The organism is Sulfuriferula sp. GW1 (assembly GCF_047300855.1).
Lineage (GTDB): Bacteria > Pseudomonadota > Gammaproteobacteria > Burkholderiales > Sulfuriferulaceae > Sulfuriferula.
Map to the genome: position 1 here is coordinate 832,908 of NZ_CP170197.1, position 17,494 is coordinate 850,401.

Annotated in this window: 16 protein-coding genes; 8 read left to right on the plus strand and 8 right to left on the minus strand. The window is 58.2% G+C overall.

All coding sequences use genetic code 11. The features are described 5' to 3' along the window. Positions 1–119: 119 nt before the first annotated feature. The 4 genes from recR (at position 120) to ACFDAU_RS04300 (ending at position 3,921) form a co-directional block, all read left to right on the plus strand. Positions 120–719 (plus strand): recombination mediator RecR, encoded by a 600-nt coding sequence (gene recR / locus ACFDAU_RS04285; RefSeq protein WP_413438778.1) that lies wholly within the window; start codon positions 120–122, stop codon positions 717–719. Positions 720–863: 144 nt separating this feature from the next. Further along, entirely contained in the window at positions 864–2,240 is a 1,377-nt protein-coding gene (gene purB / locus ACFDAU_RS04290; protein WP_413438779.1) for an adenylosuccinate lyase, read from the plus strand. A 56-nt stretch (positions 2,241–2,296) separates the two neighbouring features. Then, on the plus strand, positions 2,297–3,154 hold the full coding sequence (locus ACFDAU_RS04295; RefSeq protein ID WP_413438780.1) for a tetratricopeptide repeat protein: 858 nt from the start codon (positions 2,297–2,299) through the stop codon (positions 3,152–3,154). Between the two features lie 20 nt (positions 3,155–3,174). Beyond that, positions 3,175–3,921, plus strand: coding sequence for a GAF domain-containing protein (locus ACFDAU_RS04300; protein ID WP_413438781.1), 747 nt, complete (start codon positions 3,175–3,177; stop codon positions 3,919–3,921). 40 nt (positions 3,922–3,961) lie between these two features. Here ACFDAU_RS04300 and ACFDAU_RS04305 read toward each other — a convergent pair whose 3' ends face one another. Next, positions 3,962–4,660, minus strand: coding sequence for a Crp/Fnr family transcriptional regulator (locus tag ACFDAU_RS04305; RefSeq protein ID WP_413438782.1), 699 nt, complete (start codon positions 4,658–4,660; stop codon positions 3,962–3,964). Positions 4,661–5,679: 1,019 nt separating this feature from the next. Here ACFDAU_RS04305 and ACFDAU_RS04310 point away from each other — a divergent pair. The 3 genes from ACFDAU_RS04310 to ACFDAU_RS04320 all read left to right on the plus strand — a co-directional run bounded on the left by ACFDAU_RS04310 (position 5,680) and on the right by ACFDAU_RS04320 (position 11,075). Next, positions 5,680–6,534, plus strand: a complete 855-nt coding sequence (locus ACFDAU_RS04310) for a YihY/virulence factor BrkB family protein (protein WP_413438783.1) — start codon at positions 5,680–5,682, stop codon at positions 6,532–6,534. A gap of 329 nt (positions 6,535–6,863) precedes the next feature. After that, positions 6,864–8,510 (plus strand): FecR domain-containing protein, encoded by a 1,647-nt coding sequence (locus ACFDAU_RS04315; protein ID WP_413438784.1) that lies wholly within the window; start codon positions 6,864–6,866, stop codon positions 8,508–8,510. A 27-nt stretch (positions 8,511–8,537) separates the two neighbouring features. Then, positions 8,538–11,075: an EAL domain-containing protein gene (locus ACFDAU_RS04320; RefSeq protein ID WP_413438785.1), complete on the plus strand. Its 2,538-nt coding sequence runs from the start codon at positions 8,538–8,540 to the stop codon at positions 11,073–11,075. 48 nt (positions 11,076–11,123) lie between these two features. Here ACFDAU_RS04320 and ACFDAU_RS04325 read toward each other — a convergent pair whose 3' ends face one another. The 7 genes from ACFDAU_RS04325 to pcnB all read right to left on the minus strand — a co-directional run bounded on the left by ACFDAU_RS04325 (position 11,124) and on the right by pcnB (position 16,745). Then, positions 11,124–11,912, minus strand: coding sequence for a DUF4197 domain-containing protein (locus ACFDAU_RS04325; protein ID WP_413438786.1), 789 nt, complete (start codon positions 11,910–11,912; stop codon positions 11,124–11,126). Positions 11,913–12,048: 136 nt separating this feature from the next. Then, positions 12,049–12,435 carry an aspartate 1-decarboxylase gene (gene panD, locus ACFDAU_RS04330; RefSeq protein WP_413438787.1) on the minus strand — a complete coding sequence of 129 codons (387 nt, stop codon included), beginning with the start codon at positions 12,433–12,435 and terminating at the stop codon, positions 12,049–12,051. A 46-nt stretch (positions 12,436–12,481) separates the two neighbouring features. Beyond that, positions 12,482–13,321 carry a pantoate--beta-alanine ligase gene (gene panC / locus ACFDAU_RS04335; RefSeq protein WP_413438788.1) on the minus strand — a complete coding sequence of 280 codons (840 nt, stop codon included), beginning with the start codon at positions 13,319–13,321 and terminating at the stop codon, positions 12,482–12,484. Between the two features lie 104 nt (positions 13,322–13,425). After that, a complete protein-coding gene (gene panB, locus ACFDAU_RS04340; protein ID WP_413438789.1) occupies positions 13,426–14,217 on the minus strand; it encodes a 3-methyl-2-oxobutanoate hydroxymethyltransferase in 792 nt (263 codons plus the stop codon). A 9-nt stretch (positions 14,218–14,226) separates the two neighbouring features. Beyond that, a complete protein-coding gene (locus ACFDAU_RS04345; protein WP_413438790.1) occupies positions 14,227–14,865 on the minus strand; it encodes a deoxynucleoside kinase in 639 nt (212 codons plus the stop codon). Positions 14,866–14,868: 3 nt separating this feature from the next. Further along, positions 14,869–15,417, minus strand: coding sequence for a 2-amino-4-hydroxy-6-hydroxymethyldihydropteridine diphosphokinase (gene folK, locus ACFDAU_RS04350; RefSeq protein WP_413438791.1), 549 nt, complete (start codon positions 15,415–15,417; stop codon positions 14,869–14,871). Further along, positions 15,414–16,745, minus strand: coding sequence for a polynucleotide adenylyltransferase PcnB (pcnB, locus tag ACFDAU_RS04355; RefSeq protein WP_413438792.1), 1,332 nt, complete (start codon positions 16,743–16,745; stop codon positions 15,414–15,416). The genes folK and pcnB overlap by 4 nt, the downstream gene beginning before the upstream one ends. A gap of 302 nt (positions 16,746–17,047) precedes the next feature. Here pcnB and ACFDAU_RS04360 point away from each other — a divergent pair, with 302 nt between their 5' ends. Next, positions 17,048–17,458: a YybH family protein gene (locus ACFDAU_RS04360; RefSeq protein WP_413438793.1), complete on the plus strand. Its 411-nt coding sequence runs from the start codon at positions 17,048–17,050 to the stop codon at positions 17,456–17,458. Positions 17,459–17,494: the final 36 nt, after the last annotated feature.

Consider the following 17,494-nt stretch of genomic DNA (forward strand, 5'->3'; position numbering starts at 1 on the left):
GCGCAGGGAAAGCTATCTTTAACGAGTAACGGGATGAATGGTTGTGAGTTAAAGATTGTGACTCTGAGACCTCTGTGCTCTCTGTGGCAAAAGAGTTACCCAACTTCCAGCAAGTGTCTATGAAATCCCCCACCAGTCTAGAGCGCCTGATCGAAGCATTGCGCATATTGCCCGGCGTTGGGCCCAAGTCCGCGCAGCGCATGGCCTATCACTTGCTCCAGCGCGACCGCAATGGTGCGCAGCGGCTGGGGCAGGCAATCGATCAGGCCCTGGTCAAGTTGCAGCATTGCGAGAAATGCAATGACCTGACTGAAGGCAGCCTGTGTGCCATCTGCGCCGCACCCAATCGCAATCCCGCCCAACTGGCCGTCGTGGAAATGCCCACCGACGTGTTGATGATGGAGCAGACGCAAAGCTATAGCGGACTGTATTTTGTGCTGATGGGCCGGCTGTCGCCGCTGGATGGCGTGGGGCCGCGCGAAATCCATCTCGACCGATTGATCCGGCGCGCGACCGATGGCGTGGTGACGGAAATCGTCCTGGCCACCAATTTCACCACTGAAGGCGAAGCCACGGCGCACGCCATCGCCGAGTTGCTGCATGCACGCGGCCTCAAGGTGACGCGCATTGCACGCGGCGTGCCGGTTGGGGGTGAGCTGGAGCATGTGGATTCCGGCACGCTGGCGCAGGCGGTGCTGGACCGGCGCGACTGGACTTGAGATCGGGCTGCGGTGACGCAGCACACCGCTCTGCATTACGACCTGCCCGGGATTGATTTCCACCGGATAACACCACGCGATAACGTAGCAGTCGTATCCTGCGTTTGCGGGTAAAATCAGGCTTTTGCCTTACCGGAAATTGTCATGAGCTTCTCTACCCTTACCGCCCTGTCTCCCCTGGATGGCCGCTATGCTGCCAAAGTCGAAGCGCTGCGTGCGCATTTCAGCGAGTTCGGCCTGATCCGCAATCGCGTCAAGGTCGAGATCGAATGGCTCAAGGCGCTGGCTGCCGAATCTGCGCTGAGCGAGGTGCCCGTGTTTTCGTCCGCGACGATCGCAGCACTGGATGCTGTCGCCGCAGGCTTTTCCGAGGCGGATGCCGAGCGCGTCAAGGAAATCGAGCGCACCACCAACCACGATGTCAAGGCAGTGGAATATTTCCTGCGCGAGCGTTTTGCCAGCAATCCAGAAGTGGCGAAGGTGGGCGAGTTCATCCACTTCGCCTGCACCTCCGAGGACATCAATAACCTGTCGCACGCGCTGATGCTCAAGGCGGCGCGCGAGACGGCGCTGTTGCCTGCACTGAATAACGTCACTGCCCGGCTCACCGCGCTGGCGCACGAACACGCCGAACTGCCGATGCTATCGCGGACTCACGGCCAGCCGGCATCGCCCACCACCCTGGGCAAGGAAATGGCCAACGTCGCCTATCGTCTGCAGCGTCAGGTTGAGCAGATTCACAGTGTGCCGATGCTGGGCAAGATCAACGGCGCGGTGGGCAACTACAACGCGCACCTGTCCGCCTATCCCGACTTCGACTGGGAAGGTTTCGCACAGTGCTTCGTGCAAGGGCTGGGCCTGAGCTTCAACCCCTATACCATCCAGATCGAGCCGCACGATTACATGGCCGAGCTGTTCGACGCGGTGAGCCGCGCCAATACCGTGCTGATCGATCTGAACCGCGATGTATGGGGCTATATTTCGGTGGGCTATTTCAAGCAGAAGGTGAAGGCGGGCGAGATCGGTTCCTCCACCATGCCGCACAAGGTCAACCCGATCGACTTCGAAAATGCCGAGGGCAACCTCGGACTGGCCAATGCGCTGCTGCGCCATCTGGCGGAAAAGCTGCCGGTGTCGCGCTGGCAGCGCGACCTCACGGACTCCACCGTGCTGCGCAACATGGGCGTGGCGCTGGGCTACGCGCTGCTCGGTTACGACTCTTGCCTGCGCGGTTTGAACAAGCTGGAAGCCAATCCGCAGCGTCTGGCCGAAGACCTGGATCACAATTGGGAAGTGCTGGCCGAGCCGATCCAGACCGTGATGCGCCGTTACAACGTGCCCAATGCCTATGAACAGCTGAAGGAACTGACACGCGGCAAGTCCGGCATCAACCGCGACAGCCTGCATGTATTCATCAACGCGCTGCCGATCCCCGATGCCGACAAGGCGCGCCTGCTGGCGATGACGCCGGGCACATACATCGGCAAGGCAGTGGAACTGGCGCGGCGCAGCGGTGCTTGAAAATTATTTCATCGCCACGATTTTTACGGCATTGAAAGTAACAGGGAAAAACAGACATGGCTGAATACTCTCTCGACGTGGACGAGCATAATTTCCAGCAAGTCGTCATCGAAGGTTCGAAGAAAGTCCCGGTGATCGTCGACTTCTGGGCGGAATGGTGCGGCCCGTGCCGTGCGCTCAAGCCGGTGCTGGAAAAGCTCGCTGCGGCTTATCAGGGCAGGTTCATCCTGGCCAAGGTCGATTCCGATGAAAACCAGAGACTCGCCGGCAAGTACGGCGTGCGCGGCATTCCCAACGTCAAGGCTTTTGTCGGCGGCGAGATGGTGGACGAGTTCTCGGGAGCCATTCCCGAACCGGCTGTGCGCGAATTCATCGAGCGCCTGCTGCCTTCACCGGCCGATGATGTGCGACTGGAAGCGATGCAGGTATTCGCCGGTGGCGATGCCGCGCGTGCGCTGCAAATGCTCGCTGAGGCGAGCAAGCTCGATGCGCAGAACGAGCGTGTGAGACTGGATGCGGCCGAGGTCATGCTTTCACTGAATGAGCTGGACGAGGTGGGTCGATTGCTCGAATCGCTGTCTGCGCAAACCGCAGGCGAGGCACGTGCCATGCAGTTGATGGCGCGCCTGGAGTTTGCACGTCAGGCGGATCAGGGCGATGATGAGGCCAGCCTGGTTGCTGCAATTACCGCCAGTCCCAAAGACCAGTCAGCGCGTCTCAAGCTGGCCAACTGGCTGGTTGCGCAGCAGCGCTATCAGGAGGCGATGGATGAGTTGCTGGAAATGATGCAGCGCGACAAAACCTGGCAGGATGGCATCGCCCGCAAAACCATGCTGAATATCTTCAGTTTGCTCGGAGGCAGCGGTGATCTGGTCGCTGCCTACCGTCGTAAAATGGCGGCGGCACTCAATTAGCGTTTTTCAGGGGGTCCAGGATGGCCGGTAACCTGCTCGACAAGTTGCATGATCTGGCTGGATTTCTGGAATCGCCGACCAGTCTGGAACACAATCTCGGGCAGCTGGTCAAGCTTGCTGCCGACACGCTGGATGCGACACATTGTTCCATCATGCTGTTAATCGAAGGCGAGGGCGAAGCTTTGCGGCTGCGGGTATGCGCCACGCAGGGCGCGTTGCCGGAGGAGGCGTTTAACCAGACTGTCGGGCGCGGGGAAGGCATTGCCGGACAAGTGGCTGCAAGCGGCAAGTCGTTACTGGTGGAAGATATCGAGCAGTCTATTTTCGCCAGGTGCGCACGCCGTCCGGGAACGGGTGCACGCAGCCTGATGTCCGCACCGCTCAGCGTCAATGGAAAGCTTATCGGGGTCATCAACCTGTCCGAGCCGGACAGCGGCATGCCGTTTACTCAGGACGATCTGGCGCTGCTGGAGATTGTGGCGTTTTTTGTCGGCAAGTCCATCCAGGTGGTGCAGTTGCAGAACCTGCTCAATTCGCGCTTTGCCCAGATCGCAATGGCACAAGAGGCGGAAAAAGCCATTGGAGGAGTGATGCTGTCCACAGCTTACGATCCCGACAAAATGGCAAAAATAGTGGCGAAATCGTTTTTCCGCGAGATGACCCAGGCAGGCTTTGGATCCAGCCAGATTATCCAGGCTGCTTCGGAAATCATCTCGCAGCTATCCAGCAGCCTGCATAAACACAGTAAACGTCTGGATAAATCCTGATTCCGGAAACCGCATTATCCGTGGCGTATCATTTGAGACACTAGCCCAGCACGCTTTGATACAGGCTTCGTTCTGCACCATAACATTCGCATGAAACCGCTTCCAGGCCGTGATGGTCGAGTATCGTAATATCACCCCGGCGATAGCTGATCAGATTTTGCCGATGCAGTGCAGCGGCTGCCTTGGTAATGCCTACACGGCGTACGCCCAGCATATTGGCCATGGTTTCATGGGTTAAATGGAAATGATCGGCGTGAGCACGGTCCCGGGTCATCAGCAACAAACGCGCAAGCCGCTGCTCAACCACATGGAAACGGGTACAGGCGGCCATGCGCGCAAACTGGTTCTTCAATACGTAGGCATAGCATTGCAGCCGTCGATGCAGTGCAGCGCTTTGTTCGAGTTCGCGGGCGAAGGCCGCCCTTGACATGCGAAGTGCGGAACCAGAGCCTTGCACCACGGCATAAAACGATGCCACATCGATGCCTAATATGAGGGGTGTGCCCAGCATGCCTTCGCAACCAACCAATCCGATCTCGAGGTGCGAATGGTCGTCAATGACCATCACCAGAGAAATGTAACTGTCGATAGGGAAATAAACATGCTCGATGGGAGAACCCGGCACATCAAGTTCATCGCCAAATTCCAGATGCACGGATTCGCATCGTGCCAGAAAATGTTCGTGATCCTTGCGGGGCAACTTGGCGAGCAGGTGGTTTTCTGATACAGCAGGTGACATGTAAACGCTCCGGTGACGGCGGGAGATCAGACCCTAAGCACAAGGCGCGTTGAACGCACAATCATGATATCGGATAGAGGCATGCGCAAATCAGCGTGCTTGTATTAATCGTGATGTGCCCCGGTGCAGGCAATTTTCAGCATCAAGATCAATGCTGAATCCACCTGGATGGGCGCATGTCAATCAGCATGGCCTGCTCAGGGAGGCCATGCTTCATTTCATGCGGATTAATTGTTGGCTGGAGCCGGGGGTGGAACAATCACCGTGGTGTTGCCGCCAGTTGCCCCGGTATCTCCGGTGGCACCCGTTGCTCCAGTCGAACCCTTGGCACCAGCATCGCCAGGAGCGCCCTGTGAGCCGGTTGCACCCGAGTCACCGGTTGCACCTGAGTCACCTGTGGCCCCAGTGCCGCCAGTCGCTCCCTGAGGACCGGCAGGACCAGGTACCACAACGGTTGGTCCCGGAGTTTCTGCGGGGGGAGTATTGACGACTACGGGCTGTTTTTCGCAAGCGCTCAGTGCAAAGGCTGCAACAAGTGCGGTGGCTAGCAATGGATATTTCATGATCTTATTACCTCCGAGTTTAGGAAAGTCTGATGATTCCTGTATGCATAAAAATTGAAATCAGTTCTGATGACAATTGCGGTAAGCCAATCAGCACTCGCCTTCTTGGATCGGTCCGTGTAACCCGTAACGGGATAAATAACCGCTACAGATACACTACTCTCTGAAATCGATGCGCCTGAATTGCCCTGCCAGACCGCAGAATAGGCCTATGCGAAGCTCGCTTCTGTGCGTTAGCGAACGTAGCGCCAAATTGCCTGCAAGTTTTGAAAGCCGAAAGCGCAGTTGAGCAGGGTCTTTGGCAAGCTGTGTACGACTTCGCACTGACCTATTGGCCAAATTGATATAAGCTGAAAACAGCTCATTGTATTGGGCGAACAAACAACAGAAACCTTTCCTGCGTCGCCCGGATGTGATCATTGCAGGAGGTGTTTTTTCAATCGAGGTTAAACCCAGATGAAGAAAATAATACTGGAGTCGTTAAAAGCCTGGATAGATCATCGCGCCGCCAGCAAAGGCGCTGCGCTGGCGTTTTACACCCTGTTTTCCATGACGCCCATCCTGATGCTGGCGATCGCCGTGGCCGGATTTTTTTTTGGTATGCAAGCGGCGCAGGGAGAGATCATAGGACAGATACAAGGTCTGGTTGGCCCGAATGGAGCACAGGCGATCCAGGCTTTGCTGGCCGCCGCGCGCGACCCCGTATCGGGATTGATGGCAACGATCGGCGCCGTTGTCCTGCTGGCGATTGGTGCGAGCAGCGTATTTGCCGAATTAAAAGGCAGTCTGGATGAAATATGGGGGATAGTGCGGCCTGGTCATTCAGCTTTTCTCACTCTGCTTAGAACGCGTGTCCTGTCTTTCAGTCTGGTGCTGGTGCTTGCATTCCTGTTGCTCATTTCTCTGGTGTTCAGTGCGGCGATTGCCATGCTGGAGCGTTATGTAGGAACGATGTGGAGCGGTTCCCTGGCCGTTCTCTCGATTGTTTCCTCCATCATTTCGTTTGGCATTATCGCCATTCTGTTCGCGGTCATTTACAAGATGCTCCCGGATGCTCCCCTGTCATGGCGCGACGTATGGATCGGGGCCGTGTTCACGGCATTATTATTCAGCCTGGGAAAATACGTGATCGGCCTGTATCTGGGGAATAGCGCAGTGGCGTCAAGCTTCGGCGCAGCGGGAGCGATGGTCGCCCTGTTGTTGTGGGTTTATTACTCCGCTCAGATTTTTTTCTTCGGCGCCGAGTTTACGCGCCAGTACGCGCTGAGGTATGGCAGCCTTCAGGAGCGCAGGGAGCACCTGTTGGCATAGGCGAAATAAAATCCGGGCAACGCCCCCTATAGTACAAGGCGTGTCTGCCCCTCCATATTGAAAAGCGATCCTGCGCCGCTATGGTTTGCTACACTGACGTGCCACAGCGCCTGATCATGGCAGAATGACTCAATCATAATCAAAACGAGAACCTTCGGAACACGCTTCCGAAAATATGGTTTGGCAAAATAAGCATTGCGCGCCCTGATTATTTTATTTCAAGGGGAAACACCGGGCTTCGATGTTTTTTGAGACTGCCTTTCGGTACACAAGTGTGTATGGATTATTCTGCCGGAATCGGTTTCCTGCGGAACCAAGGGGAGAGATGCATGACTTTACGCTTTTCGCTGCCCAAGCTGTGTCTGCTTATTGGGTTCATCTTGGCGCAACTGGGCATACCCGCTCTGGCAGCAGGGGAGGTATGGGTTTATGGCGTGAAGCCTGGCGACACCCTGATTAGCGTTGCGGCGGCTTATCTGACCCACTCCAATGACTGGCCAAAGTTACAAATTCTCAACAAAATATCCAACCCGAAACGACTCTTGCCGGGTAGCAAATTGCGCCTGCCTCTGGCCTGGTTGAAACGTGAAGCAGCCGTCGCGGAACCCATCTATATACAGGGCAGCGTTACCCGTACACCGCAAAATGGTGTTCCTCAGCCCTTATCCATGGACATGCACCCACAGATGGGCGATACCATTGAAACCGGCGCCGATGCCAGCGTGTCGCTGCGTTTTGTGGACGGCTCGCGTCTGTTACTCACCCCGAATACCCGAATTACCTTGACCGGGATGGTGCTCTTCGGCAAAACGGGGATGGCCCAGACAATCCTTGATCTGCACCGGGGCAGCATCGATACCCGCGTGGCAAAGCAGGAAAAACCTGCTGCGCGTTACGAGATCAAATCGCGACCGCTCAATCTGTCCGTGCGCGGTACCGATTTTCGTGCCCACGTGGATGACACAGACCAGGTCTCCCGCAGCGAGGTGCTGGGGGGAGCTGTGCAAGCCAGCGGTGCACGCAACAAGACGGTTGCAGTGAAAGCCGGGTTTGGTACGCTGGCCGCAGCGGGGGAACCGCCGCATGCGCCAATAACACTGCTGCCGGCACCCGACTTGAGCCGCGTACCGGCTTTGATCGAACGACTGCCACTGCGTATCGATTTGCCCGCCACAGCCGGTGTCGAAAGCTATCATGCCCAGGTGTTTTCGGATCGCTCTTTCAGCAATCTGCTTCTGGATGGCATATTCAAAGGTAAAGCCGCTAAATGGACTGATTTGCTTGACGGACATTATATGTTGCGTGTGCGCGGGATCGATCAAAATGGTCTGGAAGGCCTGAATGCGGATCGCGAATTCGTGCTCAAGGCACGCCCGGAGCCTCCTTTCGTCAGTGCGCCGATGGACGGGCAGAAGTCTTATGGTCCCGAAGCCAAGCTGCGCTGGACCACCTCGATGTCCGCGCAGAGCTATCGTGTGCAGGTATCGGCGAATCCCGATTTTTCCGCGTTGCTGGCGGACGTGCCCGATCTGCGGAAAACGGAATATGGCGTGACACTTGCACCTGGCCAATACTACTGGCGCATCGCCTCCATTGCTGCCGGACAGGATCAGGGGCCATATAGCGACGTGCAGGGATTCACCCAGCGCAAAATACCCGAGAGTCCCAAAATGGACGCGCCGCAAATGAGCGACAAGAGCCTGACGTTTCGCTGGTCCACCGGTGACCAGGGCAGCCAGTATCAGTTGCAACTTGCGCGTGACCCCGAATTCGCCCAGCCGATCTTTGATAAGGTGTTGACCACCAATCAGATCCAGATTGATCGCCCCCAACCCGGCACTTATTATTTGCGCATCAAGACCATCGATGCGGACGGTTTTGCCGGCCCTTTTGGAAGCGTTCAAAAACTTGAAGTTCCAGGATCAAAGTGGTGGATGCTTTTATTGCTGGTACCGCTCGTTCCTTTTGCACTGTAGGGCAGAGGCCGCATCCAGTTGATTACCGTGCCAGCCCGAATTCTCCGCGTCGCTCGACTTTTGTGGGTGCCCCTGGGTGCGCTGGCTCTGGCATGGGCACTGAGCTTCACTCCCTTGTATCATCGGCTGGACGAGTTGACTCTGGACACACAGACAAGGCTGGTGGCGCAAAATCATTATTTCAAGGACGCGCTGGTCATCGATATCGATGACCATTCCTTGCAAGAGATGCAGGCTTATTTCGGAGGATGGCCCTACAAGCGCGATATCTACGCCATGCTCCTCGACTATTTGAACGAGATGGGCGCGCGCACGGTGGCCTTCGATATTGTTTTCGCCGATCCGCGCGAAGGCGACAAGCGGTTGAGCGATGCCATTGCCCGCGCGAGGAATGTCGTGCTTTCAGCCACCGCGCGCAGCGCAGTCGAAGAGGGCGAGCGGCCGGCAGCCCTGGGTGGGCTGGCCTGGAAAGTTCCTGAAGGATTGCGCGCCCAAGCGTGGCCAGCTGTGCAGCTACCCCTCCAGGAATTTACCGGGCCGGTTAAAGAATCAGCCCATGTAGGCGTCGTTTCCGTGATTGCGGATAGTGATGGCATGTTGCGCCGTCTTCCGCTGTTTTATCGGTTCAACGGACAATACTTGCCTGGCTTGCCAGTCGCGGCCTATTTCAGCGCCGGCCCGCAGCCGCGCGTCCAAATCAATCCGGACGGTACGATCCAGGTCGGAACATTCACCTGGCCGACCGACGAGGAGGGTACTGTTCGCCTGTATTACCCGCGCAATAAAAATTCGGTGCTGACTATCCCTTTCGCGCGCGTCGCCAAGGCCATGCTGGGTATGCAAGGACAGGCGCTGGATCCGAATCTGTTTCGCGGCAAGACTGTTTTCGTCGGCAGTACGGCGTTTTATTCCGACACTGTGCACACCCCGGTGGGTAATATGTCCGGTGTCGACATTCTGGCCATCGCCTATGAGTCCCTGGGGCAGCGTCTGATTCTGGCACCGCGCGACTGGCGCTGGACGGGAATGCTGTTGCTGATCGCGCTGCTTCCTTCGCTGCTGTTGTTTTGGCAGCCGCGCCGGCGGGTTCGCGCGGGAACAAAATACAGTCTTGCCGCCGCCGGCATAATCTATTGCAGCCACCTCGCGCTGCTGTATTGGTTTAAACAGGAAAGCGCGCTGTTGCTGCCGCTGCTGGTCGTCCTGATCGCGAACTTGCTGGAGTTGATGCGCGCAGTGCATATTCGCAATGAGGAACAGAAAGCGGAAATTCATGTGCTCGCGAATGATGATCCGCTGACCCGCCTGCCCAACCGTTTTTCCATGCAGATGCAGCTGGCTCATGCCATCGAGCATGCCCGAATACGCCATGGCAGTCTGGCGGTGCTGCTGATGGGATTAAACGAATTAAATGCCATCAATACCGCGCTTGGCCATGAAACCGGCGATCAATTATTGATCGAAGTGGCAGATCGCCTGCGCGCCAGCTTGCCGTCCACCCATATCCTCGCGCGCCTTGGGGGCGGTGAGTTTGTCCTGTGCAGTGCCGACGCATCCTCCGCCCTGCAAGATGCGGATACGATCCTGGCCGCTATCGCCAAACCCTATCATCTGGCCAGGCAGGAACTGCACGTCAGCGCCAACGTGGGTATCAGCCTGTATCCCGACGATGGAAATGATGCTGCAACGCTCGTGAGACAGGCAGATAGCGCCATGCGAAATGCCAGGGCGCAAGGCCGAAACACCTGCAGCAGCTTCACTCCGGATATCGGCCGGGCGGCGGTGGATCGACTTTTGCTCGAGAACCAGTTGCATCAGGCGCTGGATCGCAACGAATTGGTGTTGTTCTACCAGCCGCAAATCGACATGCAATCGGGGCGCATGATTGCTGTCGAAGCCTTGGTGCGCTGGAATCACCCGGTGCATGGTTTGCTGGGTCCTGACCATTTCATACCTTTGGCGGAAAAATCCGAGCTGATACTTCCACTGGGTGAATGGGTGGTGCGCACCGCCTGCCAGCAAATGCATGCATGGCATCTGGCCGGATTGACTCACATCAAACGTGTAGCGGTCAATCTGTCTGCCCTGCAGTTTGAGCAAGCTGCCCTGCCTACGTTTGTCGCCAGCATACTCAAGGAAACGCAGCTCGAAGCAGGCCATCTGGAACTGGAAATCACTGAATCCGTGGCCATGGAAAAACCCGAACGCACCATCAAAATTCTCAACACGCTGCTTGATATGGGGATCAGGCTTGCGCTGGACGATTTCGGTACCGGCTACTCCTCCATGACCTATCTTAAACAGCTTCCCATCACCACCCTCAAAATCGACGCATCCTTTGTCCGCAACATCGAGACGGACCGTTACGACGCGGAAATCTGCACGGCGACCATTTCCCTGGCCCGCAAGCTCGGTTTGAACGTGGTGGCTGAGGGCGTGGAAACACCCGGTCAATTTCGCTTCCTGCGCAATATCGAATGCCACGAAGCCCAGGGATTCCTGATCAGTCACCCGCTGCCGGCTGCAGAGCTGGCGCAGTTTCAGCCGCCGCCCAATCCGGACTGAGCCGAGTTTGGTGCAGGTCAGGGCGCCTGCGTATTTGCTGCCCGGAATTCAGTTCTTGATGGCCGAAAAAACCTTCTTCGCCAGTGCTCCCGTCGCCTCCAGCGGATTCGCGCGGATCGCTTTTTCCTGCTCCGCCATCATCACGAACAAACCGTCCAATGCCTTGCGGGTGACGTAGTCGTTCATGTTGGCGTTGCGCTGATCCACCAGGCCCAACGCTGCGCCTTTTGCAGCAAACTCGTCGTATTTCCGGGCAAGCTGAACTTTCTCCATTGATTTCTCCACGATGGGTTTGAATTTTCCGGCCAGCGCGGTTTCGGTCTTCATGCGGAAGTATTGCGTGGCGGCGTCATTGCCGCCGGTGAGGATGCCCCTGGCGTCGTTGACGCTCATGCTTTTTACCGCACCGACCAGCAGCGTTTTCGCTTCTGGCACGGCGGCTTCAGCGGCGCGATTCATCGAAGTGATCAAGTCGTCGGCGTATTTCCCCATTCCCACTGTCTGCATCAGACCGGCTATTTTTTGCAGGTTTCCCGGCAAAGGGATGCGCACCTTGTCATTTCCAAGGTAGCCGTTTTGTTTTGCCAGTTCGCGTACGGCCGTTTCTGCACCTTGCGTGAGCGCCTGTTTCAGGCTGCCGACCTGATCCTTGTTGCTGATGCCGGCCAAACCAGCGGCCGATGCGGACGAGTTATCCGGGTTCTGGGGCAAGGATTTGCCGAGATTCTGGAGCTGGTCGCTATTGATTATTCCGCCCAAATCAAAGGCATGGGCCGGAGCAGCCCCGAGTACGACGGATGCGGCAAATATACTGTGGATAAAGTGATGTTTCAGCATGATGTCCCCCTCTTTTTTGTATCAGGCATTTTGCACGGCATGGCGATGCCAGATCATTCTATGCCTGTATTGGCCCGGTCATCCAAATGAAAAGGCCAGCTTGTGAGCTGGCCTTTTCATGGATAGCGTCATTTTGTCAGGCTTGTGCAGCCTGCACCGGTATCTCATTGCGCCTGGCGGCGACGCGGTTGTGTTCATCCACATACACCAGTTGCGGCGCGAACTTTTGCAGTTCGATTTCGTTGTAGCTGGCATAGGTGGCGATAATCAGCAGATCGCCGGGGTTGGCCTTGTGCGCGGCGGCGCCGTTGACGGAAATGGTGCCGGAATCGCGCTCGGCGCGAATGGCGTAGGTGGTGAAGCGTTCGCCGTTGGTCACGTTGTAGATGTCGATCTGCTGGTACTCGCGAATATCGGCGGCTTCCAGCAGGGTTTCGTCGATTGCGCACGAGCCTTCATAGTGCAGTTCCGATTGGGTGACTCGCACACGGTGCAACTTGGATTTCAGCATGGTTCTTTGCATGGTCTCGCCCTCGCTCAGGGAACGAATATTAGACCGCCATTATAAACTATAAAGTTTCTGCGCCACCGGCTTCGATATTGTCGATCAGCCGTGTGCTGCCCAGGTGCGCCGCACCGAGTACGACGAAGCGGGTTTCGCCGGGCTCGGGCAGGGTGAGTGCGGGGCTGCGAATGGCGATGTAATCGACGCGCCAGCCATGGACGGCGAGGGTGGCGGTGGCAGCCAGCTCCAGCGCTGTAAAATCCCGCTCTCCGGCCGCCAGCCGGTCGCAAATTGAACTCAAGGTCTGGTACAGGCGCGGCGCCTCGGCGCGCTCCGGCTCGCTCAGGAAGCCATTGCGCGACGACAGCGCCAGGCCATCGGCGGCGCGCACGGTCGCGCCGGCCACAATCGTGACCGGCACATTCAAATCCGCCACCATGCCGCGAATAATCGCCAGCTGCTGATAGTCTTTTTGCCCGAACAGCGCCACACGCGGCTGCACAATGTTGAACAGCTTCATGACGATAGTCGCCACGCCGCGGAAATGCCCGGGGCGGAATGCGCCGCACAGCTCATCGGCCAGGGCGGGTGGCTCGACATGGTAGCTTTGCGGGTGCGGGAAGAGTTCTGGCGCATCGGGTGCGAAAACGACGTCTGCACCGGCCTCGCGTAATAGCTCGCAATCGTGGGTCAGCGTGCGCGGATAACGCGAAAAATCCTCGTTTGCGCCGAATTGCAGCGGATTCACAAAGATGCTGACGGCCACCCGGGCAGCATGTCGGCGCGCCAGTCGTACCAGCGCGAGATGGCCTGCATGCAGGTTGCCCATGGTGGCTACCAGGGCCAGGTCATTGTGTTCGGCGCGCCAACGGCGCATTTCGGGGATCGTGTAGATGGTTTGCATGGGTTTTAAAACCAATTCCGGTTGCCACAGAGATCACCGAGGCCGCCGAGTGAAACCCGGTTTGCGCCGTGACCTCTGCGTCTTCTGTGGCGGTTTTCAGGCCGTCAGAAACAATGTTCCGGCGCCGGGAACTGTCCGCCTTTGACTGCCTGCACATAGGCGCTCACCGCAGCCTGAATGCTGTCCGCACCCGCCATGAAATTTTTCACAAAGCGCGCCGGCTTGCCGGGGGTAATGCCGAGCATGTCGTGCAGAACCAGCACCTGTGCAGAGCAATCCGGGCCGGCGCCGATGCCGATGGTGGGCACATGCAGCGTCTCCGTGATGGATTTGGCGAGCGCGGCCGGGACCGCTTCCATCAGCACCATGCACGCCCCTGCCTGCTCGAGCGCCTGCGCATCGGCACGCAACTGTTGCGCGGCGCTGTCGGTTTTTCCCTGCACTTTGTAACCGCCCAGCGCATTCACCGATTGCGGCAGCAGGCCGATATGCGCGCACACCGGAATACCGCGCGCGCTGAGGAATGCAATGGTTTCGACCATCACTGCGCCGCCTTCGAGTTTGACGCAATGCGCGCCCGCCGCCATCAATGCTGCTGCCGATTGCAGCGCCTGTGCCGGGCTGGCCTGATAGCTGCCGAACGGCAGGTCGGCGATGATGAAGCTATGCGTCGCGCCGCGCGCCACGGCAGCGGTGTGGTAGGCCATGTCCGGCAGGCTTACCGGCAGCGTGGAACCCCGGCCTTGCAGCACCATACCCAGCGAATCGCCGACCAGCAGCATATCCACGCCGGCGGTTTCCAGCAGGGTGGCGAAAGTGGCGTCATAGCAGGTCAGCACGGCGAGCTTTTCGCCCTGGCCTGCGCGCTGCTGCAAAGTGGTCAGCGTTGTTTTCATGGTGCGATTTTATACCGCCCGGTTAAAAAATTCGCGATTGCCGCGCATCGCCTGAATCTGCTGCATGAGCAGCGCGAAGTCCGCGTCGTTTTGCACGAAATTGAGGTGCTCGCAGTTGACGATGAACAGCGGCGCCGCCGTGTAGTTGTAAAAATAGCGCGTGTAGCTCTCGGTCAGGCGGCGCAGATAATCGGTCGAGATATTGCGCTCGTAGTCAATGCCGCGTCCGAACACGCGCGCCTGCAAAACATCCGGCCTGGCCTGCAGGTAGATCACCAGGTCGGGCACCGGCGCCTTGGGCTGGAGTTCATCGTAGATTTTCTGGTACAGGCGAAACTCGTCGTCATCAAGATTCAGACGCGCGAACAGCAAATCCTTGTCCAGTAAAAAATCCGCCACGGTATTGTGGCGAAACAGATCGGATTGCTGCAGATCCTGCACCTGAGCGCTGCGCTGGAACAAAAAAAACAGCTGAGTGGCCAGTGCGTGGCGCTTCGGGTCCTGATAAAAACGCGGCAGGAAGGGGTTTTCACTTGCGCCTTCCAGCAGCACGTCCGCGTGCAAATGGTCTGCGATGCGCCGCGCCAGACTGGTTTTGCCAGCGCCTATCGGGCCTTCAACAGCGATATAGCGATATTTTTCCAGCATTTTTCATGGTCTTTTTTCTGTGCTCTTGTTCTTGCTGATCCAGTTGTCGGCCACCCGCGTCAGGCCATGCCCGCTCACGCCGGGCAGGTAATGGGCGGCGGCCTGCAAGCCGGGGATCACCATGTCCGGCGCGATTTCCAGCAACGGCACCAGCACGAAGGCGCGCTCGTGCATGCGCGGATGCGGCAGCGTCAGCCCGGCATCGTGGCATTGCAGCGCGGCATAGCTCAGTACGTCCAGATCGATCACGCGCGGCGCATTGCGGAAGGTGCGCTCACGTCCGAATGCGTGCTCGATGTTGAGCAGGGCATCGAGCAGCTGGTGCGGTGCGAGGCTGGTTTCGAGCTGCGCCACGGCGTTGATGAAGTCAGGCTGATCGGCATAGCCTACCGCCGCATTCAGATATAACGAGGAGCGCGCCAGCAGGCGGGTGTCGGGCAGGGCGGCGATGGCGTCGAGCGCCGCCAGTACCTGTCCGGCGGGGTCGGACAAATTGCTGCCGAGTGCGACAAAGGCGTGCGCCGGCAGCCTGGCGGGTGTGCAGGAATTCATGCTTCGCCAGCCGGTTCACTGGCGAGCGCCGGCTTCTTGCCGCGTTTGCGGCGGCGCTTGGGCGCGCCCTGGGTCTCGGGCAGCAGCATGGCAGCGCGGGTTTCTTCCGAGGCGTCCTGGAAGGTGGTCCACCAGTCGCCCAGTTCCTGCGCCACTTCGCCGCTCTGCGCGCGCAGCAGTAAAAAATCGTAACCGGCGCGAAAGCGCGGGTGCGGCAACAGGCGGTAGGGGCGGCTGCCAGAACGCTGTTCGAAGCGCGCCTGCATGCTCCAGATTTCTTTCATCGTGCCATCCAGGCGGCGCGGTACGGCCAGCCGTTCGCGCTGGCGGTCGAGTACCGTATCCATTGCTTCGAACAATGCAGGCGCAGGTTTTGTGCCCGCCGCAATACGTGCCTTGTAGTCGCTTTGCAGTTCATGCCAAAGCAGGGTGGCAAACAGGAACGCGGGTGACACCGGTTTGCCCGCCTGCACGCGCAAGTCGGTATTGTGCAGCGCAGCGGTGATAAAGCGCTCGCCTTCAGGTTGCGCCAGGATGGTATCCAGCAATGGCAATATGCCGTGGTGCAGTCCTTCGGCACGCAACTGGTGTACGCCACGCAATGCGTGGCCGGACAACAGCAGCTTGAGCATTTCGTCGAACAGACGCGACGGCGGCACATTTTCCAGCAGGTCGGCCAGTTCCGCCACCGGCGCGCGCGTGGCCTCGTCAATCTTGAAATCCAGCTTGGCTGCGAAGCGAGCCGCACGCAGCATGCGTATCGGGTCCTCCCGATAGCGTGTGGCGGGGTCGCCGATCATGCGCAGGGTCTTGCGTTCGATGTCCGCAACGCCGCCGCGATAGTCCCAGATTTCCTGGCTGGTGGGATCGTAATACAGGGCATTGACAGTGAAATCGCGGCGCTCCGCGTCGTCCTCCTGATTTCCGAACACGTTGTCGCGCACGATGCGGCCGGTTGCATCGGTGGCGCGGTCATCATCGTCTTCCGTCACCAGGCCGTTGGAGCGAAACGTGGAGACTTCGATGGTATCCGCCCCGCACATCACATGCACCAGCCGGAAACGCCGCCCGATAATGCGCGAACGCCGGAACAGCGCATGCACCTGTTCCGGAGTGGCGTTGGTGGCGACGTCGAAATCCTTGGGGGTCCTGCCGAGCAGCAGGTCACGCACCGCGCCGCCGACGATGAATGCCGCAAAGCCGCCCTGTTGCAGGGTATCGGTGACTTTCAGCGCGCACGGCAGGATGCGCTCTCGAGTCAGACCGTGTTGTTCGAGCGGGATTTTTTGCAGGCGGGATTTTTTGGCGGCAGCGGTTTTTTTTGCCAAATACGCGCTGAATCAAGCGTGCGATCATCGAATCGCCGGGGACAGGCCGAAAAGTGGGAAGGTATATAAAATCATGTCAGGTGGGAGTGCGCGGCAATCCAAATTGCGGATTATACACTGAGTCATATGGGCTGAGACCGCGCCGGATCGGAGCTCTGCCTGGTTCGGCGACGCGCACCGGCATGTCCTGCACCGCCTTGACGGGTGCATGCAACAGCCAAATCGGCTAACATCAATGCAGGCAAGCCGTTTGCCAGGCTACGCATGATTCAATTACCGCTTTTTTTAACGCTCAGGAAAACATGTACTCAACTGTAGAACTCGCCGAAATTGCCTTTTATCAGGCTTTTGAGGATGCCAAGGTCGAGGCCATGATGGCTGTCTGGTCAAGCACGGCGGAGATCAGTTGCATTCATCCGACGGGTCCGGTGCTGGTGGGCGTCGATGCGATACGCAAGAGCTGGCAACAGATTTTTGCCGGTGGCAGCGGGGTGACGGTACAGGTCAATGTGCTGCGTGAATACGCCAGCGCTACGCAGGTAGTGCATCTGGTCGAGGAGCTGCTGACCGTGACGGGAAACACGGCGCAACAGGGGCATGTGCTCGCCACGAACGTGTATCAACTGGAGGATGACGGTTGGCGTCTGGTAGCGCATCACGGCACCCCCGCGCCGCATCCCCAGACCACCGGCAAGGCGCCGACCCTGCATTGAAGGGGCAACCGGGGCATTGGGTCGTAGTGTCGCGCC